At 62.9% G+C, this 19,413-nt stretch carries 18 protein-coding genes and 1 tRNA gene; 4 read left to right on the forward strand and 15 right to left on the reverse strand.

Annotation, left to right across the window (positions count from 1 at the left end; translation table 11 throughout):
* Positions 1-1,169: 1,169 nt before the first annotated feature.
* The 3 genes from HMPREF3149_RS13625 to HMPREF3149_RS09240 form a co-directional block, all read right to left on the reverse strand.
* Positions 1,170-1,316: a hypothetical protein gene (locus tag HMPREF3149_RS13625; protein WP_168162198.1), complete on the reverse strand. Its 147-nt coding sequence runs from the start codon at positions 1,314-1,316 to the stop codon at positions 1,170-1,172.
* 545 nt (positions 1,317-1,861) lie between these two features.
* A tRNA-Thr gene (locus tag HMPREF3149_RS09235) sits at positions 1,862-1,937 on the reverse strand.
* A gap of 103 nt (positions 1,938-2,040) precedes the next feature.
* Complete coding sequence (locus tag HMPREF3149_RS09240) at positions 2,041-3,288, reverse strand: DNA polymerase III subunit delta' (protein WP_083280835.1); 1,248 nt, start codon at positions 3,286-3,288, stop codon at positions 2,041-2,043.
* Here HMPREF3149_RS09240 and HMPREF3149_RS09245 point away from each other — a divergent pair.
* Entirely contained in the window at positions 3,287-4,819 is a 1,533-nt protein-coding gene (locus HMPREF3149_RS09245; protein ID WP_070537629.1) for an adenylate/guanylate cyclase domain-containing protein, read from the forward strand. The genes HMPREF3149_RS09240 and HMPREF3149_RS09245 overlap by 2 nt on opposite strands.
* Positions 4,820-4,852: 33 nt before the next feature.
* Positions 4,853-6,205 carry a DUF418 domain-containing protein gene (locus HMPREF3149_RS09250; protein ID WP_083280833.1) on the forward strand — a complete coding sequence of 451 codons (1,353 nt, stop codon included), beginning with the start codon at positions 4,853-4,855 and terminating at the stop codon, positions 6,203-6,205.
* A 538-nt stretch (positions 6,206-6,743) separates the two neighbouring features.
* Here the strand turns inward: HMPREF3149_RS09250 and topA are convergent.
* A complete protein-coding gene (gene topA / locus HMPREF3149_RS09255) occupies positions 6,744-9,674 on the reverse strand; it encodes a type I DNA topoisomerase (RefSeq protein ID WP_070537631.1) in 2,931 nt (976 codons plus the stop codon).
* Positions 9,675-9,838: 164 nt separating this feature from the next.
* On the opposite strand from topA, the gene HMPREF3149_RS09260 reads away from it, so the two are divergent.
* Positions 9,839-10,468, forward strand: a complete 630-nt coding sequence (locus HMPREF3149_RS09260) for a DedA family protein (protein ID WP_070537634.1) — start codon at positions 9,839-9,841, stop codon at positions 10,466-10,468.
* Here the strand turns inward: HMPREF3149_RS09260 and HMPREF3149_RS09265 are convergent.
* The gene (locus tag HMPREF3149_RS09265; protein WP_042529013.1) at positions 10,465-10,668 is read right to left on the reverse strand and encodes a cold-shock protein; all 204 of its coding nucleotides are present in this window, start codon (positions 10,666-10,668) and stop codon (positions 10,465-10,467) included. The two genes, HMPREF3149_RS09260 and HMPREF3149_RS09265, sit on opposite strands and share 4 nt — an antisense overlap.
* Positions 10,669-10,774: 106 nt before the next feature.
* Between HMPREF3149_RS09265 and HMPREF3149_RS09270 the strand changes: the two genes are divergently transcribed.
* A complete protein-coding gene (locus HMPREF3149_RS09270; RefSeq protein ID WP_210385439.1) occupies positions 10,775-13,117 on the forward strand; it encodes a DEAD/DEAH box helicase in 2,343 nt (780 codons plus the stop codon).
* A 35-nt stretch (positions 13,118-13,152) separates the two neighbouring features.
* On the opposite strand, the gene HMPREF3149_RS09275 is transcribed toward HMPREF3149_RS09270, so the two are convergent.
* From HMPREF3149_RS09275 to HMPREF3149_RS13935, 10 genes are all read right to left on the reverse strand, one after another.
* On the reverse strand, positions 13,153-13,779 hold the full coding sequence (locus HMPREF3149_RS09275; RefSeq protein ID WP_141741493.1) for a hypothetical protein: 627 nt from the start codon (positions 13,777-13,779) through the stop codon (positions 13,153-13,155).
* A gap of 208 nt (positions 13,780-13,987) precedes the next feature.
* Complete coding sequence (locus tag HMPREF3149_RS09280) at positions 13,988-14,332, reverse strand: Rv3654c family TadE-like protein (protein WP_083280834.1); 345 nt, start codon at positions 14,330-14,332, stop codon at positions 13,988-13,990.
* Positions 14,329-14,652 (reverse strand): hypothetical protein, encoded by a 324-nt coding sequence (locus tag HMPREF3149_RS09285; protein ID WP_070537642.1) that lies wholly within the window; start codon positions 14,650-14,652, stop codon positions 14,329-14,331. Before HMPREF3149_RS09285 ends, HMPREF3149_RS09280 begins: the two co-directional genes overlap by 4 nt.
* Positions 14,652-14,840 (reverse strand): DUF4244 domain-containing protein, encoded by a 189-nt coding sequence (locus tag HMPREF3149_RS09290; RefSeq protein WP_042529004.1) that lies wholly within the window; start codon positions 14,838-14,840, stop codon positions 14,652-14,654. Before HMPREF3149_RS09290 ends, HMPREF3149_RS09285 begins: the two co-directional genes overlap by 1 nt.
* 40 nt (positions 14,841-14,880) lie before the next feature.
* Positions 14,881-15,429 (reverse strand): type II secretion system F family protein, encoded by a 549-nt coding sequence (locus HMPREF3149_RS09295; protein ID WP_246819979.1) that lies wholly within the window; start codon positions 15,427-15,429, stop codon positions 14,881-14,883.
* Positions 15,429-16,178 carry a type II secretion system F family protein gene (locus HMPREF3149_RS09300; protein ID WP_070537648.1) on the reverse strand — a complete coding sequence of 250 codons (750 nt, stop codon included), beginning with the start codon at positions 16,176-16,178 and terminating at the stop codon, positions 15,429-15,431. The genes HMPREF3149_RS09295 and HMPREF3149_RS09300 overlap by 1 nt, the downstream gene beginning before the upstream one ends.
* On the reverse strand, positions 16,175-17,311 hold the full coding sequence (locus HMPREF3149_RS09305; RefSeq protein ID WP_070537651.1) for a TadA family conjugal transfer-associated ATPase: 1,137 nt from the start codon (positions 17,309-17,311) through the stop codon (positions 16,175-16,177). Before HMPREF3149_RS09305 ends, HMPREF3149_RS09300 begins: the two co-directional genes overlap by 4 nt.
* Complete coding sequence (ssd, locus tag HMPREF3149_RS09310; protein ID WP_070537654.1) at positions 17,308-18,327, reverse strand: septum site-determining protein Ssd; 1,020 nt, start codon at positions 18,325-18,327, stop codon at positions 17,308-17,310. Before ssd ends, HMPREF3149_RS09305 begins: the two co-directional genes overlap by 4 nt.
* A gap of 236 nt (positions 18,328-18,563) precedes the next feature.
* Positions 18,564-19,001 carry a cation efflux transmembrane domain-containing protein gene (locus HMPREF3149_RS09315; RefSeq protein ID WP_236684000.1) on the reverse strand — a complete coding sequence of 146 codons (438 nt, stop codon included), beginning with the start codon at positions 18,999-19,001 and terminating at the stop codon, positions 18,564-18,566.
* Positions 18,986-19,219, reverse strand: a complete 234-nt coding sequence (locus HMPREF3149_RS13935; RefSeq protein ID WP_246819980.1) for a hypothetical protein — start codon at positions 19,217-19,219, stop codon at positions 18,986-18,988. Before HMPREF3149_RS13935 ends, HMPREF3149_RS09315 begins: the two co-directional genes overlap by 16 nt.
* Positions 19,220-19,413: the final 194 nt, after the last annotated feature.

Consider the following 19,413-nt stretch of genomic DNA (forward strand, 5'->3'; position numbering starts at 1 on the left):
CCTGACAACACCTGACAACCTGACAACCTGTCAACGACGGCACAACGCCGAGGACATACACAACATGCCGAGGACACATCATCACCACGACTGCACACCATGACCACCACCACCACTGCACCACCTAGCCGAGGCCCCGTGCACAACCGGGGTGAGGTTCGTCCCGGCCCTAGACTGCAACCACCGCAATAACTGCACCACCCGGCCGAGGCCCCGTGCACACACCACACCACCACGCCACCACACCAACTGCACACACCACACCGACTACCGCCGAGGGGGTGGGGGGTACACCAAAGCCCAACATGGTTACGACCGCGTATGAGGTGTGTAAAACATTTGTAGGGTTCAAAAATCCCCGGCACCATAAGGGCACCGGGACCACGACACCACGACGCGGCACCATGCCGAGGACACATCACCACACCACCGCGACACCATGAGGACAACGACGGCACCACGCGGCGCGCAGCCGCGGCACCATGAGGACAACGACACCACACCAACGCCGCGGCACTGCACACCATGAGGACACCTAGGACAATCACCAACGCCACGACCTCACCACCGCCTAGGACAACGACACACACACCACGCCGCGGCACCATGAGGACAACGACACACACCACGCCGCGGCACCATGTCACCTATACCCGACACCACCGCCACACCACCGCCGCCGCGTCACCTATACCCGACACCACCACCGCCGCGGCACTGCACTGCACCACCATGAGGACACACCCCGCCCCGGAATTATTAGGCCCTATAGGTGCATGACACCCACAGCGCTCGCGCGAGTCACGATCTCTCTCTCCGCGGCACCATGAGGCACCTAGGACAATCACCACCGCCACGACCTCACCTAGGCCACGCCACGACCTCACCTAGGCCGCGACACCACAACACCGCGCCACGACCTCACCTAGGCCACAGCCACACACCTAGGCCACGACCATCACCACGCCGCAACACCTCACCACCACCGAGGACACACGACACCACCGCGGCACCTTCCACGACCTCGCCTAGGCCACAGCATCACGCCACGACCTCACCACCACACCACGCCACGATCTCGCCACGACACCACGACCTCACCTAGGCCACGACCAACGCCACGCCACGACCTCACCACCGCCACTGCACTGCACCACTAGGCCACGACCTCACCACCACCACACCACCGCCACGCCACGACCACCGCCACGCCACGACACCACCGCCACCGCCACGACCTCACCTAGGCCACCATCACCACGCCGGGGACTCATCACCGTCACTGCATTGGCCACAGCATCACACCACGACCTCATTAAGTCATGTGACTTTATTCCCGGCCCCGCCACACCACCCGGCCCGTGATAGGCCCACAGCCGGGCACACAGTTACACCACGGAGAGAGCTATAAGGATCTTCCCGTTACGGTTTACCTTCGCTCGCCCTCTCACCGTGTTATTTCCGCCCCCGGCCTGATACCTATTCCCGCGTTACGGCACCACCGCCGAGGCCACACCCTGCACCCCGTCCACACCACCGCCGAGGCCGCGCCATGCATCACCTCGCGTGAAGCTATAGCCGCCGCTCATGCACCACACGTGCACCACAGGCCGAGGCCTCACCGCCGTAACCGCGGTGACGTTACAGCCGCCGTTACAAAGCGCGTTACAAAGCGCGTTACAAAGAGCGTTACAGACCTTGTTACAGACCTTGTTACAGCCACTGTTACAGCTAGTCACCCACCGCGGCCGCTGGTGCTGTTTTTGGCTCATGTGGATCACATTTGGATCTTATTAGCGCCCGGTTGTGGATACGCGCAACCCCCGGCCACACATCATTGCAGGTAGCCGGGGGTTTTATGTGGAGCCGCCTGCGAGAATCGAACTCGCGACCTTCTCATTACGAGTGAGATGCTCTACCGACTGAGCTAAGGCGGCACGGTGCACTGTATACATGCACCGCGTGAGAGTTTAGCCTAGGCCGGGGCTGAGAAAAAAATCGGGCTGCTTGATGTAGAGCACGCACAGCACATGCTGCAGGTTAGCGCGCACCGCAGGCTAGGCGCAGGCGCCCCACCATGCCGTCGAAAGCCACCTGCGGGGTGACGTTCTGCGGCAGTTGCTCGCGGCAGGTGCGGATAGCGGACTGCGCGGCGAGCAGTCCATCCTCGCTTACACGCTGGGCAAGTTCGCCGGCTAGGCCGGCGAAGTCCGGATGGGTCATCTCCACCTCGGCGCTGACTTTGAGCATGAGGGCATCGCGGTAGATGCCGGCAAGATCAACGAGGGCGATGTCGAGACCGTCGGCGATGCGTCGCTTAGCGCGCTTCTTATGGAGTTCCTCCAGGTCTTTCAGGGCACTGCGGGCGTCGCGCTGCGCCTTGCTTGCTCCCTTGCCCTTGGCACCGATGCCGAAGGACTGCTCAATCTTGGAGCGCTCCGCCTCCTCAGCTTCCGCATGGGAGTCCTTGGCGTCCTTCTCAATGAACTTCAGCAGCGCAGTGACAGACTGAAAGGCGACGGAACCGTGGAAGACATCCTCGGCCAGGTTGATGGCCATGGCGCGGCGCTTTTGTGCGGCCGGATCCTGCACAAGGTGCCGCGCGCGGCCCACATGCCGCAAGGTGGTCACGGCAGCCAGGCGGGCATCATCTTCACTAGCCCCCTCGGCGACGAGCTGCTTGACGACGCCCTCCACGCTCGGCGCCGGGATATAAAGGTGGCGGCAGCGCGAGCGCAGCGTCACCGAGAAATCCTCCGGATCCTCCGAGGGCGCCACCATGATGATGACTGTGCGCTCCGGGGGTTCTTCCACAGTCTTGAGCAAAGCGTTAGCAGCCTCGTTGCGCAGGCGGTCAGCTTTGTTGAAAATGACCACGCGCCATGGAGCAACACTGGGCAGGCTGGCGGCGCGAGAGATTACCTCGCGGGCCTCACCGACGGTGATGAATTGTTCCTGCGGGTCCACGTAGACCAAGTCAGTGTGTTCTTGCTTGCCCAGAACACTCTGACAGGACGGGCAGCGCCCACAACCGGGATCGCCATTGTCGTCGGCAGACGTGCACATCAGTGCTGCGGCAAAACACTGCGCTGCCAGCGATCGGCCAGCGCCGGGAGGGCCGGTAAACAGCCAAGAATGGCTCATCGCGCGCGGGTCACCCTCACCTCGTGCCGCGCGGGCAGCACTGAGGATGGTGCGGGCGACGGAAGGGGCGTCGGCAAGCCTTTCGGCAACGCTGGAGGTGTTCACTCGCCCTAGCCTACTGGGATAACTAGAGTTGTTAATCATGAACAGACTGATGCGTGGCGCCCGCTGGTTGTGGAGCACTCAATGGCCGATGTACGCCGCGCTCGTCTTGGGCTCCAACATCATCGGCGCCATCGCGATCATGACCTTCGTAGTCTTCTTCTTACCCATGCCGGAGATTTCGGAGTTCATCTCCGATACACCGCACCTGTGGACTTACGGATCACTGTTCGTCCTCTTCGCCGTCATCATCGGCATCGCGGTGACACTCCGAATTTTCCGTCCCGTGTTGGACTGGCAACGCAACCCCGACGCCCACGATCCCAACATGGTGCGCAACCTTGTGCTGCGCATCCCCATTTACCAGGCTGGTGTGGCGGCGATGGTGTGGCTGCTCGGCATCATCCTGGCGGTTGTCCTCACCGGACAGCAATCGGCCCGCCTAGGAATTGCGGTCGGTGTCTCCTCCACGCTGGCCGGCGCCCTCGTCGTGCTGCTGACGTACCTGCAAGCGGAACGCCTCGTGAGGCCCGTCGCCGCGGCAGCGGTGGCGCGGCGCTTTGAGGACTCCACCCTGGAGCCCCCCATTAAATACCGCCTGCTGTCCACGTGGGTGATGACCTCCGGCATTCCGCTCATCGGCATCATCCTCGTGCACGTGGGCCAGAAAATGGGGATGTTCACCACCAATACCTCCGATGTCATCCCCGCCATCATCGCGCTCAGCATCACCGCGCTGGGCACCGGGCTCATCGGCACGTTCTTTGCCATGATGAGCGTGGTGGACCCCATCTTGGAGCTGCAGGACGCCATCAACCGCGTGCGGCGTGGCGAAACGGATGTCCAGGTGGATATCTATGATGGCTCCGAGCTCGGCGTGCTGCAGGCCGGTTTTAACGAGATGATGCGTGGTCTGCGCGAGCGCCAGCGCGTGCGCGATATCTTCGGCCGCTATGTCGGTACCGAAGTGGCGCAGCGCGCCCTGGAAGAACGCCCGGAACTGGGCGGTGAGGATCGCAAGGTGGCCGTGCTGTTTATCGACGTCATCGGCTCCACCACCTTTGCCGTCAACCACACCCCGGAGGAAGTCGTGGAGGAGCTGAACAAGTTCTTCGAGCACGTCGTCGAGGTGGTGCACCGCAACAAGGGCATCATCAACAAGTTCCAGGGCGATGCCGCGCTAGCCGTCTTCGGTGCCCCGCTTACCGTCTATGACGCTAACTCCATGGCACTCCAGGCCGCGCGCGAGCTGCGTCAGGAACTGCGCGGGCTGCAACTGCAGGCGGGCATCGGTGTGGCCGCAGGCCACGTGGTGGCCGGCCACATCGGTGGTGCAGACCGTTTCGAATACACCGTCATCGGTGACGCCGTCAACGAAGCCGCGCGCCTGACCGAGCTGGCCAAGGACACCCCGGGCCAGGTGCTCACCAACTCCGCCACTCTGCGCGGTGCCAACGAGGCCGAGCAGGCACGCTGGACGCTCATGAAGTCCATTGAGCTGCGCGGACGCCGCCGCATGACGCAGCTTGCCCGCCCGATCCGCCCGACGCTGGCGGAGCGCGCCCTTGGATAAATAGAACATTGTGATTCTGGTAGCTTCGGGGCCATGCCCCACCAACCACATCAGCCGCCGAAGCCCCGCCTCCTCGTCCCCGACGTCGCCCGCGGCATAGCCCTGCTGGGCATCGCCCTGGCCAATGTCACCACCGGGTGGATTCTCACCAGCGGTAACGGCCCCGATGCCCACTTCGGCGGCGTCTACACGCTCGCGGACAAGATCTATGTCATCTTCGCCGCCATGTTCGTGCACGTGCGCGGCCTGCCGATGTTCTCCACGTTGCTGGGCTTCGGCGTGGGGCTTATCGCGATGAGCCTGTGGCGCCGCGGCTTCCCGCTGGGTCGCGCGCAGTCCATCTTGCTGAAGCGCTACGGGTTGCTTGCCGTGTTTGGCGCCGTGCACTGTCTCTTCCTATTCATGGGAGACATCATGATGCTGTACGGTGCCATGGGCATTCTTATCTCGCTCGTGCTCACAGTGTCCGACAAAACCCTCATGCGCGTGGCCTATGTACTTCTCGGCTTCCAGCTTTTCCTCGGTATCTGCCTTGGAGCGCTTGCAGCTTTCGTTGATACCTCTACGTTCGATATGAGCTCCTCTTCCGCTGAGAGCTACTGGGAACTCCTCGGCGAGCAGGCCATCGGGGTGGGTGCCCAACTCGTCTCCATTCCTTTTACCGGTTTCACGGTTCTGCCCGTCATGCTGGTGGGCTTCGTCTGGGCGCGCCGCGGGACTCTGGCGGGCGGACACCGCCGCGAGCTGTGGATATGGACGTTGATTACCGCAGCCATCATTCTCTTCATCGGCCTGCCGTGGGGCCTTGCCGCCGCCGGGATCCTTGATCCAGCCTGGGGCGGGGCTCTCAACCTGGCCAATAGCTCCATCGGCATGCTCACCGGGCCTGGCATCGTAGCGGCGGCAACGCTCGCCTTGGATCCCCTGCAGCGCCGTGGCGCGCGCCCGTGGTACTTGTGGCCGTTGATTGCTTTGGGCAAGCGCTCCATGACCGGCTACGTGCTGCAATCGGTGTTTTTCCTAGCGCTGGTCTATCCCTTCACGCTCAACATTGGCCCGGATTACAGCGCCGCCGGTCAGGCGGCGGTGGCGGCCGGCGTGTGGCTGGCCACGCTCCTCATCGCCTGCGCGCTGGAGGCCGCAGGTCTACCCGGTCCCTTCGAGTGGGTACACCGCCGCCTGTCCTATGGCCCGACGATGCGCCCGGAATTAGGTGCGGCGCTTAAAAGCGGCCCCGGCGCGCCAGCCCATCCACCAGCAGCACCAGGCCTACCGTCTGGGCCGCAACCTGGCCCGCGGCCAGGACTCGGCCACGCAGGCCCGTATCCTGGCTCTTACCATCCGGGTTCAGGACCGTCAGCGCCTCAGAGGCCAGCAGAAGGTTAGCGCCGTGGCTTAGCCCCTGTGTAGCCGTGGTGGCGCGCAGGTTGGAGTCACCAGCAAGCGCGGAGAGAGCTGCAGCGGGGACGCCGGCCACAGCAGTAGCGAGTCGCTCGCCTCGGGTACGGGACAAGGCAATGCCCGCGGCCCACGCGCCGGCGCGCAAGCCCCAGCCGGTCGCGTCAGTGCGCGCACCGCGCAGTTCCCAGGCGAGGGCTCCGTATTGGGCACTCACGCAGGCCACACCGAATGGCGTCGGCTCGCCGCGCTTGGCGGCTTGCCCCAGCGAGGCAGCGATAAGCCCCACGCGGGTCCCCGTTGAGCAGTCCGGGCGGCAGGCCAGCAAGGCTGGAGCAGCGGCCGTCATCGCCGTGCCAAGCGTGCGCCAGTTGAACAGGCCCGACCATGCGGCGGTTTCTCCTGCCGCGAGCGCGCCCAAGGTGAGGTGATCGCGGCCCGCGAAGGCCGGTCCCACCGCGCGAAGGAGAGCCTCGGTGCCCTCCTGGGTACGGGCCATCATGTCACCGAGAGCAAGCATGGCGGGTTACTTCTTTCTGGAGCCGGCCTTGACCACGTTCTTCGTGCCGGGCGAGGGTTTCTTTGCGGCCTTCTTCGTGCTCTTCTTCGTAGCCTTCTTCGTAGCCTTCTTCGTGCTCTTCTTGCCGGCCTTCTTCGTCGACTTCTTGGTCCCGCCGTTGGCGGCTTCCTTGGCGCGGCGCTCGGAGAGGAGCTCGTTCGCGCGGGCGTCGGTAAGCTGCTCCGGATCATCGCCACGGCGCAACGAGGCATTCGTGGTGCCGTCGGTGACGTACGGGCCAAAACGGCCATCCTTGACCGTCATCGGCTTGCCAGAGACGTCATTGTCACCCAGCTGCTTCAGCGGTGGCTGCGCGGCCGCACGGCCACGGCGCTTCGGCTCCGCGTAAATGCGGCGCGCCTCATCCAGGGTAATGGAGAAGATCTGTTCCTCATTAGCCAAGGAGCGTGAGTCCTTGCCCTTCTTCAGGTACGGGCCATAGCGGCCATTCTGCGCGGTGATGACCTCACCGTCAACCGGGTCGGTGCCCACCTCACGCGGCAGGCTCAGCAGCTTGAGGGCTTCCTCGAGAGTGACGCTGGCCGGCTCCATAGAGCTGAACAACGAGGCCGTGCCCGGCTTGAGCTTTTCCTCGATGTACTCGGCGATGCGCTTTTCCTTCTGCTTCGCCGCGGTCTTGGTCTCCCAGTTCTTGGCACGCTTGCCCTCGGCGGCACGCTCGGCGTCCTCCGCTGCGCGTTCCTGCTTGACCACCTCTTCGGCTTCGGCCTCAGCGGTCTCGTGTTCGTCGTCGCGCACCTGCTCGGTCACATACGGGCCAAAACGGCCCTCCTTGGCCACGATGGTGCGGCCATTCTCTGGGTTCTGCCCCAGCTCACGGCCGCCCTGCGGGGTGGCAAAGAGCTTCTCCGCGAGGGCCTCGTTGAGCTCATCCGGGGTGACGGTTTCGGAGAGGTTGGCGCGCTGATACTCCACCGTGCCGTCCTCGTTGGTGCCCACGGCGCGCTCGATGTAGGGACCGTAGCGGCCCACGCGCACGAAGACATCGCGGCCTTCGGCGTCAGTGTAGAGGCGCAGGGAGTTGACCTTACGGGCGTCGATAGCCTCCAGGTTGATGTCCACCAAGGACTTCAGGCCTCCGTGGCGAGCGATGGACGCCGCCTTCTGGTCACCTACCTCAGTGTTGCCGAAGTAGAAGTTAGTCAGCCACTCCGTGCCGTTCTCGCGGCCGGCGGCAATGGAGTCGAGCTCATCCTCCATGGAGGAGGTGAAGTCATAGTCCACGAGCTCGGTGAAGTTGTTCTCCAGCAGTCCGACGACGGCGAAGGCAACCCAGGAGGGCACCAACGCATTGCCGCGCGAGAGCACGTAGCCGCGGTCCTGGATGGTCTTGATGATGGAGGCATACGTCGACGGACGCCCAATGCCCAGGTCTTCCATCTTCTTGACCAGGCTGGCCTCGGTGTAGCGTGCCGGCGGGTTGGTGGTGTGGCCGTCCGCGCTCACGGCAGCCGTCGTCAGCGTGTCGCCTTCGTTGAGGTGCGGCAGGCGCGACTCTTCCTTCGAGCCCTTGGCAGCCACATCCTCGTAGGCCTTGAGGAATCCCGGGAAGGTAATGGTGCGGCCGGTGGCGGAGAAGTCGGCGTCGTGGCCACCAGCAGTCACCGCAACGGTGACCTTCATGGACGTGCCCTTGGCATCCGCCATCTGGGAGGCCACGGTGCGCTTCCAAATGAGCTCGTAGAGCTTGTATTCCTCAGCGTCGAGCTGGCCGGCCAGCTGGCCCGGGGTAGCGAAACGCTCACCAGCGGGGCGAATAGCCTCGTGGGCCTCCTGGGAGTTCTTCACCTTGCGGTCGTATGTACGCGGCCCATCGGCGACAAACTCGGCACCAAAAATGGAGGTCGCAGCCTCACGCGCCGCGCTCAGGCCCTGCGTGGACAGGGAGGTCGAGTCGGTACGCATATAAGTAATGTGACCGTTTTCGTAAAGACGCTGCGCAATGCGCATGGTGCGCTCCGAGGTGTAGTGCAGGCGGCGGCCGGCCTCCTGCTGCAGAGTCGAGGTCATGAACGGTGCGGCGGGTTTACGTGAGTACGGTTTGTGCTCAACGCTGGCCACGGTCATGGTGGAGCCTTCGAGTGCGCGAGCGAGGGCTTCTGCCTCTGCTTGCTTGACGACGACAACCTCGTCGCTCTTCAGCTGACCCCTATCGTCGAAGTCACGGCCCGCCGCGACGCGCTTGCCGTCGAGCGCGCTCAGACGCGCATCGAAGTCCGGAGTGGACGTCAGCGTGGCCGTGAGGTCCCAATACTCGGCCGGGATAAACGCCATGCGCTCGCGTTCGCGCTCCACGATGACGCGGGTAGCCACCGACTGCACGCGGCCTGCAGAGAGGCGTGGCATAACCTTCTTCCACAGCACCGGGGAAACCTCGTAGCCGTAGAGTCGGTCGAGGATGCGGCGGGTCTCTTGGGCGTCGATAAGATCGGCGTCGAGCTCACGCGTGTTTTCTGCCGCCTCCAGGATGGCGGACTTGGTGATCTCATTGAAGACCATGCGGCGCACCGGCACCTTGGGCTTGAGCACCTCGAGCAGGTGCCAGGCAATGGCCTCACCCTCGCGGTCGGGGTCTGTTGCGAGGTAGAGCTGATCGCACTGCTTCAGCTTGGACTTGAGGTCCGCGACCTTCTTCTTCTTGTCCTGGCTGATGACATACAGCGGCGTGAAGTTATCCTCTGGGTTCACGCCCAGGCGTGCCCAGGATTCCTTCTTGTACTTAGCGGGGACATCGGCAGCTCCGCGGGGAAGGTCGCGGATGTGGCCGACGGAGGCCTCAACGATGTACTTATCGCCGAGATAAGGCTGAATCTTCTTCGCCTTGGTTGCTGACTCGACGATGACCAGGGTTTTTCCCGGGCCGGAACCTTCTGCCACTTCGACTTCATCCCTTCCGATGGCTAGCCCTCTGCTGGGCAATTGCCCCTAGCGTACACAGGTAAAGGCTTACTGTAGTTATTAGGGCCACTGCGCGCCCACATGTGAGGGGTCTATACTTGCGCTCTGAGAAACCGCCCCACAGCGCGACGCAGGGAGTCAGCATGATCGCTTCTATTACCGCATGGTTCGAGGTCATCATGGCCACCCAGTGGATTTACCCGCTCGTGGGCAGCCTGATTTTCCTTGACTGCTTCTTCCCCGTTCTGCCCTCCGAAATTCCCCTCAACATGGTGGGTGCGTGGTCCGGTTCGCAGGGTTTTCCCCACGTGCCCACGATGTTTTTCGTGGCCACGGTGGCCGCGATTCTGGGCGATAACTTGTGTTTCCTTCTGGGCACGCGGCTCATTGCGCTTATTAATAGAGCCCAAAAAGGTACCAAGGCTTATAACGCTTTGATGTGGGTCAAGCGCAATATTCGGCGCAGTGGCGGCGCCGCCATCATCATCGCGCGCTTCATCCCGTCGGCCCGCCTCTTCATGACGATTCTGCTGGGCTCCATGCGTTATCCGTGGCCGCTGTTTTTCTTCTTCGACACCTGCGGAGTGTTGCTGTGGGTAGCCCAGGCGCTGGCCATCGGTTACCTCGGCGGCGTGGCCTTTTCTGGCTCACCGGCAATAGCCATGCTGATTTCCATCATCGCCGCAGTCATCATTGGCTTCGGCCTGCAGAAAGGCCAAAACAAGCTCATGGAGTGGTGGGATACCCGCCGCGGCTACGCGGAAACCCCCTAGACGGTTTCAACGTTGGTGGCCTGCGGGCCCTTAGGCCCTTCGCCCACCTCAAAGGAGACGCGCTGGTTGTCTGCCAACGTGCGGAAACCTGATCCCTGGATTTCGGTGTAATGCACGAAGAGGTCGCCGGAGCCGTCCTCCTGCTCAATGAAGCCGTAACCTTTTTCGGCGTTGAAGAATTTGACGGTACCGTATGCCATGATGAGTTGTCCTTTGCGGAAATAAAATGCTCAATCTGTTGCACCAGTGTGCCACGTTTTGGGCACGCGCGGCAGAACAGTGGAGGCGAGCGTGAACGAGAACCCCATGGGCGAGGAGCTCGTCGAGCACCTCGTCGAGCGCTTCGCCGAATCTGAACTGACGCATTCGACGACCCTTCCGGCCCAACCTGCCCAGTATGCGCCGTGGCCCGAGTGGGTCCTGCCGGAGCTTCAGGCCGCGTTGGTAGAGCAGGATGTGTCCAAGCTCTATGCCCACCAGGTCGCAGTAGCGGAGGCTGCCTGGTCAGGTCAGGATGTGGTGGTGGCTACCGGTACGAGCTCGGGAAAGTCCTTAGGCTACCGCCTGCCTATTCTCACAGCCTTGGCGCAGGACCCGACCGCCTGTGCGCTGTATATCACGCCGACGAAAGCGTTGGGCTCGGACCAGTTGCGCGCGGTTCTGGAACTCACGCAGGGCATCGCCGCGCTTCACGACGTCCACCCCGCTCCCTACGACGGCGATACCCCCACCGAAGCGCGTGCCGGCATCCGTGACCACGCACGATTCATCTTCTCTAACCCGGACATGATTCATTCCTCCTTGTTAGGTGCCCATCAGCGCTGGGCACGCGTGCTGCGGCATCTGCGCTTCATCGTCATCGATGAGGCGCATGCTTATCGCGGCGTCTTCGGGGCAAACGTGGCCTTGGTTGTTCGTCGACTACTGCGGCTGTGCGCACACTATGGCTCGCAGCCGGTGATCGTTGCGGCCTCGGCCACGATGCGGGATCCTTCCGCCCACGCTCTGCGCCTCACTGGGCGTGACATGCTCGCGGTAACCGAGGACGGCGCGCCGACGGGCGCGCGAACTGTAGCCTTATGGGAACCCGGGTTCATGGAGGGAATCGAAGGCCAGAATGGTGCCCCGGTGCGCCGCGCCGCCACTACGGAAGCCGCGTGGATGATGGCCGCGCTCGTGGCGCAGGGCGCGCGGACGTTAGCCTTTGTGCGCTCGCGGCGCGCAGCCGAGACCACGGCACTGCGAGCTGCCGAAGAGCTCTCCGGCAAACTAGGCCGTTCAGATTTCGCGCGGCGCATCGCTGCCTACCGCGCTGGTTACCTCGCCGAAGACCGCCGCGCGTTGGAGCAGGCGCTTGATGACGGCTCCCTGCTCGGCGTTGCCACCACTTCTGCATTAGAACTCGGCATCGACGTTGGTGGCCTCGACGCCGTCATCACCGCCGGATTCCCTGGCACCGTCGCCAGCTTCTGGCAGCAGGCTGGTCGTGCGGGTCGCCGTGGCCAGGGCTCGCTGGTGGTCCTCGTGGCTCGCGATGAGCCGATGGACACCTACCTTGTTCACCACCCCGAGGCTCTCTTGGGCCGGCCGGTCGAAGCCAGCGTGTTCAACCCCGCCAACCCCTATATCCTGGGCGGACACGTGTACTGCGCGGCGGTGGAAAAGCCGCTCACGGATGCTGACGTTGCCGCCTTCCGTGCCGAAACCGTCGTCCACGATCTGGCTCAGCGAGGCTTCCTGCGCCGCCGCCCCCAAGGCTGGTTTGCTGCTCCCCTGCCTGCCGGATCGGCCGAACTCACCCCGGAGACCGCGCATGCGGCTGTGTCCCTGCGCGGTGGCTCCGGTGAGGAGGTCATGATTGTGGATTCCTCCGATGGCCGTCTGCTGGGCACCATTGATGCCGCCCGCGCCGTGAGCCAGGTGCATCCCGGCGCGGTGTACCTTCACCGCGGCGAAAGCTACGTCATCGAGGACCTGCAGCTCAGCGACGACTCCGACCCCGGCGTGGCCCTCGCAGACCCCAAGACTCCTGACTACTCCACGCAACCGAAGTCCACAACGGACATCCGAATTCTCAGCGAGGCCGACGAGTTAGTCAACTACGCTCCGGGCCTGTGGGTAGCAAGCCTGGAGGTAGAGGTAACCGACAAGGTCACCGGCTACCAGGTCAAACTTCCCGATGGCTCCGTGGGTGAGGACATCCCTCTTGACCTTCCGGAACAGCGCCTGGTGACCCGCGCGGTGGCCTACACCATCGATCCGCTGGCACTAGCAGCGATGGGAGTCACCGCGGGGCGCACACCGGGCACTCTGCATGCAGCAGAGCACGCCGCCATTGGTCTGCTGCCGCTCATTGCCACGTGTGACCGCTGGGATATTGGCGGCGTATCCACCGCCCAGCACGCCGATACCGGCCTGCCCACGGTCTTTGTGTACGACGGGCACCCAGGTGGAGCCGGCTTCGCCGAGGAGGGCTTCCGCCGCTTCCCAGAGTGGATCGAGGCCACCTTCGAAGCCGTGCGCTCGTGTCCCTGCGAATCCGGCTGCCCGTCGTGCGTGCAATCCCCCAAGTGCGGCAACGGCAACAACCCGCTGGATAAGGCCGGCGCTGTCGCACTCCTCGGCGCGCTGGTCACCATGACGTCTTAGATAAAATTCCTACTTCTAAAATCATTGTGATGCTCTCACCCCATAAGAACCGAAGTGATGTAGATGTAATTGTCATCGCGCGTAACAACGATCCCGTATTTAAGGGCGGGCGAATTTTGCGCAGTAATATCATCGATTGATCCATCAGCTTCAGCCATGTCTAGAAGCGAATACCGAACGCGCAACACAACAGTGAATCCCCCATTTTTGTACTCAATGACCTCGCCCTTCCATTTATCCCCAACGGACAATGTCAACTCTGGCGTTCTTGTATGTTCACGAAGCGCAACGCTCTTGGCTCGATTGCTTGCGGTAGCACCACTGCGTTCCATAAAGGAGTTTTGTTGACGATCAACCTCGCTTACGAGGCGATCCAATGCAGTGTCGGATAGTCCAAGCCGCTCCTTAAACGTCGGATTCACTCCGAAATTCTTCTCCGCGATCATTCGGGATTCTTCGAGGGAGATTCCTGGCTCCTGCCCTGGGGTAGACGGACGGGCTGGAGAAGAAATATTCGTACCAGAGTTATCCGAACCAGCCCCCTTGCTGCTTCCAGTTGTCACGCCAACGAGGGCGCCAACAACAGCGATAGCTGCCAGAATCGCTCCGACTATTTGTTGCATACCGACACGGCCAAAGCCGGGGATCTCAATGCTGGGCATTGCTTAGACCTTTCGAGAGAAAAGAGAATGAGAGACTCTTTAAGTATTTACTCTCTATTCAGGCCTGTCAATCGCTTTAACCTGCATAAATAGTGAATTCCGTTACGGAATGCACCTCACGTGGACGTAACTCGTTGTTCCACTGGCACCTGTAGCAACGAAACCCCACGCGAGTGCATTTTCCCAACTCTAAATGCGCGGAATCCTCTTAGATTGGGCCGGCGCGGGCGATGGCACTGCGGCCGCGTATCAGCGCGGTGACTTCAACGTCGCGGTCATCAACGGCACAGGAGTCAAGGCGCGCGTTGTTTAAAGCGGCAACCTCCTCAGCTTTCGAGCAGGCGTCCCTGCCCTTGGCCACCTCCCATGCCCCGGCCACAGCGGCAAGATCAGCCGCTACCTGCGCTGCGTGGCGTGCAGCAACGGCAGAACCAACTGCTGCTACGGCCAACAGCAGCGAGGTCACCGCGGCGATGATTCCGGCGGTGACAACGGTGGCATAGCCGCCGTCAGTTGCCAGAACAACCTTCCACCTTGGTTGACGATGCCTCACCGTCGAACCCCCTCGGCTGTGCCGGCACCTATCTCCGCGGGGAAGACCGCCTGCGCGCGCATAGTTCCCAAAGGTGCTGGCACGGCGGCTTCCGCAGTAATAAGGCCGGAGCTTTCAGTGAAGGTGATGTCAACGCCATCGCGGTGGTACTCCACGCCGATGGCGGCGGACCGAGCAGCAGCGCCCGCGGCATCGATGGCAGCGAGGTGGGCAGACAGGGTTGCTATACCGCCCACGATTCCCGCGGCGACGATGACCAAGGAAGCAAGGGAGAGGGCTGCTTCGATGGTGACGGAGCCGGCGTCGTCAAGCGCGCGCATTAGACCGGTGTATTGGAGAGCGCGTCAGTAATGATGGAGGTGATAGCGCTGGTGACTTGACCACCATTGACCACGGCGTAGAGCACCGCGGCAAGGGCTGCTGCGGCCAAACTTCCCATGGCGTATTCAATCGTGGACATCCCGTCCTCATTAGCCAATTGCGCCTGGATAGTGCGTGTTTTCTGCATGATTGTACCTAACTTTCGTGTGATATTTGTGCGTTGTGCTTTATAAGAGTTGCTGGCCCAGGCTGATGATGACGGGCACCAGGCCTAAGACCAGGAATGCGGGTAAGAAACAAGCAGCGAGCGGCGCGGCGATGAATATGCCGGCACGCTCTGCCTGTGCGGTTGCTTGCGCCGAGGCTTCGGCGCGCAGCTGCGCCACCAGACGGTGGCACCCAGTAGCCATGGCAGTACCGGATTCACCCGAGAGCTGTGCCAGCCGTACGAGCTCCACCAGGTGCGGCTGGCTCGACAGTGCTTGCCATACGCTCTTCATCGGAACGCCGACCCCCACCAGGGCGGCTGCTTCCTTCCATGGAGAGGAGGCTTCCGCCACCGCCACGACTGACGTGCGCGGTGAGAGGCCAGCCTCCAGGCAGGCGGCAAAAAGCTCGAGGTCACTCGCGGCATCGAGCGGGCCATAGTCCGGACCGTCGCGGGGAGTTTTCGGCCGTGGTGTGCCGGTTGTGCCCAGGCCCACGCGGCCGGCCGGAGACGTGGTGGCCACAGCCAGGGCAGCCGCGAGGAGCACGGCAGCTAGGTAGCTAGTCATCATCGCGCCGCCTTCCGCAGGATGAGGCGGGACCAGGTAAAGCCGATGCACACGAGGGCCACGCCGACATCAAAAAGCACTCCGCCGAGCCCACCGCCCAGGAGGAACCCCAGGGAATCTGCTCCCATGGCACCACCCATGAGAATTCCCGCCACTGGCAGAAAGGCCAGAATCAGGGCTGTGGCCTGCGGTCCTTGCAGGGACGCTGCGGTTTCACGGGCATGCCGCTGTGCCGTATCGAGTTGGCTTTGGGCCTGTTCAATAAGGGAAGCCAGGGCCACACCATGGCGCCCGGAGACATTGAGCAGTGCGGCGAAGCGAGAAAGCTCTGTCGTGGTGAGTGCTGCCCCAGGCGACCCACCTTGAGCTGCCAAACCTGCCGCCGTGCTCAGTGCACTGCGGAGGTTGTCAGGTGTGGACTCAGGAAGCGAGTCCGCACCGCGGCGCAAGGCACCGCTGGTAGTGGAGCCGGCGCGCAACTCCGCGGCAAGGGTGCCAAAGTAAGTGGCCAAGGCCTGAGCACCGCGGCGCTCACGACGTGAGGCGGCAAGGTCATGGGCAAACCACAGCGCGCACGCCAGGATGCAGCCAACAGCTATCACCACAGTGGGCCGACCAAAGAACACACTGCAGCCCACTGCGAGAAAAAGCGCGGCGGGCGCTACCGACCGTGGCTTCGGTGCGCTCAACCGTGCCATGGAACCCGGCGGCGACAAGAAGCAAGCCGCGGCGAGATACAGCCACATCATGGCTCAACTCCCATTCGTGCACACAGCTCGTCAAACCCAGGGCGTGGCCCGTCGTCGGCGGTCCACACCAGCTGGGGTGTCACCGGATTGCCATCCAATACACCGATGTGTGCCAAGCGCCGACCTTCGGGGCCTCGTTCCATACCAAGTACCACGTGCACCGCGGCAGCCAGCTGCGAATGCAAGGCCACACGGTCCAGACCGCCGAGGGCAGCCAGCGCTTCCATGCGCGCCGGAACCTCGTCCACGGAGTTGGCGTGGACCGTACCGGCACCGCCATCGTGCCCAGTGTTAAGCGCCGCGAGTAGTTCCACGACTTCCGCACCGCGAATCTCCCCCACCACAATGCGGTCGGGGCGCATGCGCAGCGCTTGGCGCAGCAGCAGCGACATTGAAATCTCACCCCGGCCTTCTGCATTTGCCCGGCGCGACACCAGTGTCACCACGTGCGGATGCGCCGGCGCGAGCTCCGGGGTGTCCTCGATGATAAGCAGGCGCTCTGTCTCCGGGACACAGCCTAAAAGCGCTGCCAACAGCGTGGTCTTTCCTGAACCAGTGCCGCCGGTCACCAAGAAGGACGCGCGCTTATCGACGATCCCCCGAAGCAGCCCTTCCACCGATTTATCAATGCTGCCGTTGGCCACGAGCTGGTCCAGGCTCGTCTGGGCTTGGCGCAGCACCCGCAAACTAATGCAGGTTCCACTTGCTGAAGGTGGCGCCAGCAGCGCGTGAAGGCGAATGCGGACGCCATCGGGGCGGGTAAGGCGGCCATCGGCGAATGGCTGTGCATCATCAAGCCGCACGCCGGCAACAGCTGCCAGCCGTGTTGCGAGCTGACGTACCTCTGCGTCGTCGGCGAAACCTACCTCCCTGCGCACCAGACCCTGGCCGCAATCCACGAAGCAGGAATCGGGCCCGTTGACCACGACATCGGTCAGCCCCGGCAGCGACAGCACCGGCTCCAGTAATCCCAGCCCCAAGGAATCGTGGCGGAGGCGCTGTAAGAGGTCGAACACGTCGACGTCACTGATCACGCCCGCCTCCTCTCGGATGCGGCGTGCCAGTGCCGAGGCATCATGTGCAAGCTGCGGCTCCGTGGCCACAATCGTGCGCATCGTATCGATGAGACTCATACCAGCACCTCCCAGACATCCTTCACCGCACGCGATAGCGGGCGCGGCAGGCGCTGCGGAAGTCCCCCGGTCTCCACCACACGCGTGAGCCCACGTACCGTCGGCAACTCCGTCACAGGGTCAGCGTGCGTGAGCTTGGCGATATCCCCCTCATCAATCCCCGACCACTGCCTGTGCCGCAGCACCACGGAGCACTCCTGGGGCCGCGCGCGCAATTCAGCAACGATTTCCGCGCATGCAGCGGCCGAGCGCACCTCCGCTGCGGTCACCACCACAACGTGGTCCGCGGTATCCGGAATATCCCACGGCGGGCAATCCACCACCACAATGTCCGGATGCGCGCACGCTGCCTGCATAATTGCCGCGCGTCGAGTGGCACTCAGTGCGGTGGCACCGGCACTAGTGGTACGCGCTGCTGAAAGCACGGCAATCCCGTCCGGCGTAGTGGGCAGGGCGCGAGCAAGATCTCCTGGGTCCACCGTTCCTGTTCCTGCAGCAAGATCTGGCCAGCGCGCGCCGGGTTTGTTCTCCACACCAAGTAAGAGATCGAGGCCACCGGAATAGGGCGAGGCATCCACGAGTAGTGCAGCTCCCGCATGGCGCGCCAGCGCTGCTGCCAGTGTGGAGGTGCCTATCCCACCGGCCGAGCCAGTAACCGCAATGGTCAGCCCCGCGGACGCCGTTGGCGTCTCAGGGTGGGTATCGGCTGCTAGGGCTGCCAACAGTTCCTTCGATTGCGCAGGCAGAATAAACGCCGCCGATGCATGACAGCGCAATGCTGCTTCGTAATCAATGGGCCCCGGATCCGGTGCCAGAAAATAGACCCGCGGGTGGCTGCCCACGAGGCTTGCCGTCAGCGAATCTGCCAAGACCGCATCTACTTTGGGCAGGTAGCGCGGAAAATCACGCGGATCTTCGACGCTGCTGACCTCCGCGGTACTGGCCGCAGCGGTCGAGGCGGCTTCGGCGCGCAAAGCTGAGTCTCCGACGGCGATGAGAAGGTGAAATGTGCTCATGCCTGAAGCATGCGCGAGCGCTCTACACGGGCGCTAGGGCCACTTCGCTACCTGTGGATAACTCGTGCCAAAACTGCACTTTCTGGTTGCTTTAGTTAGCCCTTCAACAAATACCCTGTGAAACTCGGAGCTCTGGTGGTGACCTAGAGCCCCAAATGAAGCATAAGAAGAGATTGGGGGTCGCGAATGAAAGCCGATCACGTTTCGCACTTTCACTACCTGCCTTTATTCGCCGATTAACCTTCAAAGTGAGAATTAAAGTGCGAAATGTTTAGCAGTTTCGCGCTTTGATCGGCGAAGGCGTCCTCGACGAAGTCGTGCTCCTTACGGGAGGCCTCCCACACTTCCTTGGCTGCGGACAGGTTGATCGCGGCGATGATCGCGCCGACGATGATGTCGAACCAGGCGGTCTCCCACACGAAGGTGAGCAGGCCGGCGGCGATGATGAGGATGTTCGCCAACGCGTCGTTGCGCGCTGCCAGCCAGGCACCAGTGGCGAGTGACGAGCCTTCATTGCGCAGCTGCAGCAGGATCGCGCAGATGACGTTGACAATCAGGGCGCCGATTGCGATACCCGTCAGCCCCTCCGGCGACGGTGCGACCGGGTTCATGATTTTGGCCACCAGGGTGACAATCGCGGCGATGGCCGGGATGAGGATCAGCGCGGCGAGCACGCTTCCCGCCGTGCGACGGCGGGCCGCAGGCCAGGCCACAGCGAAAACACCAGCAAGTTAATCGCGGTGTCTTCGAGGAAGTCCGCGAAATCCGCGAACAGGGACGCGGAGCCAATGGCCACCGAACCGGCGAACTCCACGAAGAAGTAGGCCAGGTTCAGCAGCGTCATAATCAGCACCGCGCGACAGATCTTCTGCGCACCCAACGAATCCGTCACGCCAACTGCTCCTTTTTGCGCTTTATACGGCGGGAAGGCAGCTTAGCCGATGCGCAAAACGCAGGCAGTTCCTGCCGGTTGCCGCGGTTGTCGCGGGCTGCTGACGACCGTCGCCGGTAGCGACAGAGCGAGCGGCGGGTTCTTCGCACTTTGGCATAGTTCATCACTCGCTGTATAGTTCAGCACATGCTGAC

This window comes from Corynebacterium sp. HMSC05E07, from assembly GCF_001807225.1.
GTDB lineage: Bacteria > Actinomycetota > Actinomycetes > Mycobacteriales > Mycobacteriaceae > Corynebacterium > Corynebacterium singulare.

Excerpts from the sequence above, each read along its gene's own strand:
- HMPREF3149_RS09275 (WP_141741493.1), bottom strand. The coding sequence starts at position 13,779 with ATGCCCAGCATTGAGATCCCCGGCTTTGGCCGTGTCGGTATGCAACAA.
- HMPREF3149_RS09295 (WP_246819979.1), bottom strand. The coding sequence starts at position 15,429 with ATGACTAGCTACCTAGCTGCCGTGCTCCTCGCGGCTGCCCTGGCTGTG.
- HMPREF3149_RS09260 (WP_070537634.1), top strand. The coding sequence starts at position 9,839 with ATGATCGCTTCTATTACCGCATGGTTCGAGGTCATCATGGCCACCCAG.
- ssd (WP_070537654.1), bottom strand. The coding sequence starts at position 18,327 with ATGAGCACATTTCACCTTCTCATCGCCGTCGGAGACTCAGCTTTGCGC.
- HMPREF3149_RS09300 (WP_070537648.1), bottom strand. The coding sequence starts at position 16,178 with ATGATGTGGCTGTATCTCGCCGCGGCTTGCTTCTTGTCGCCGCCGGGT.
- HMPREF3149_RS09305 (WP_070537651.1), bottom strand. The coding sequence starts at position 17,311 with ATGAGTCTCATCGATACGATGCGCACGATTGTGGCCACGGAGCCGCAG.
- HMPREF3149_RS13625 (WP_168162198.1), bottom strand. The coding sequence starts at position 1,316 with ATGAGGTCGTGGTGTGATGCTGTGGCCAATGCAGTGACGGTGATGAGT.
- HMPREF3149_RS09250 (WP_083280833.1), top strand. The coding sequence starts at position 4,853 with ATGCCCCACCAACCACATCAGCCGCCGAAGCCCCGCCTCCTCGTCCCC.
- HMPREF3149_RS09265 (WP_042529013.1), bottom strand. The coding sequence starts at position 10,668 with ATGGCATACGGTACCGTCAAATTCTTCAACGCCGAAAAAGGTTACGGC.
- HMPREF3149_RS09285 (WP_070537642.1), bottom strand. The coding sequence starts at position 14,652 with ATGCGCGCGCTTGACGACGCCGGCTCCGTCACCATCGAAGCAGCCCTC.
- HMPREF3149_RS09245 (WP_070537629.1), top strand. The coding sequence starts at position 3,287 with ATGAACAGACTGATGCGTGGCGCCCGCTGGTTGTGGAGCACTCAATGG.
- HMPREF3149_RS09270 (WP_210385439.1), top strand. The coding sequence starts at position 10,775 with ATGGGCGAGGAGCTCGTCGAGCACCTCGTCGAGCGCTTCGCCGAATCT.
- HMPREF3149_RS09290 (WP_042529004.1), bottom strand. The coding sequence starts at position 14,840 with ATGCAGAAAACACGCACTATCCAGGCGCAATTGGCTAATGAGGACGGG.
- HMPREF3149_RS09240 (WP_083280835.1), bottom strand. The coding sequence starts at position 3,288 with ATGATTAACAACTCTAGTTATCCCAGTAGGCTAGGGCGAGTGAACACC.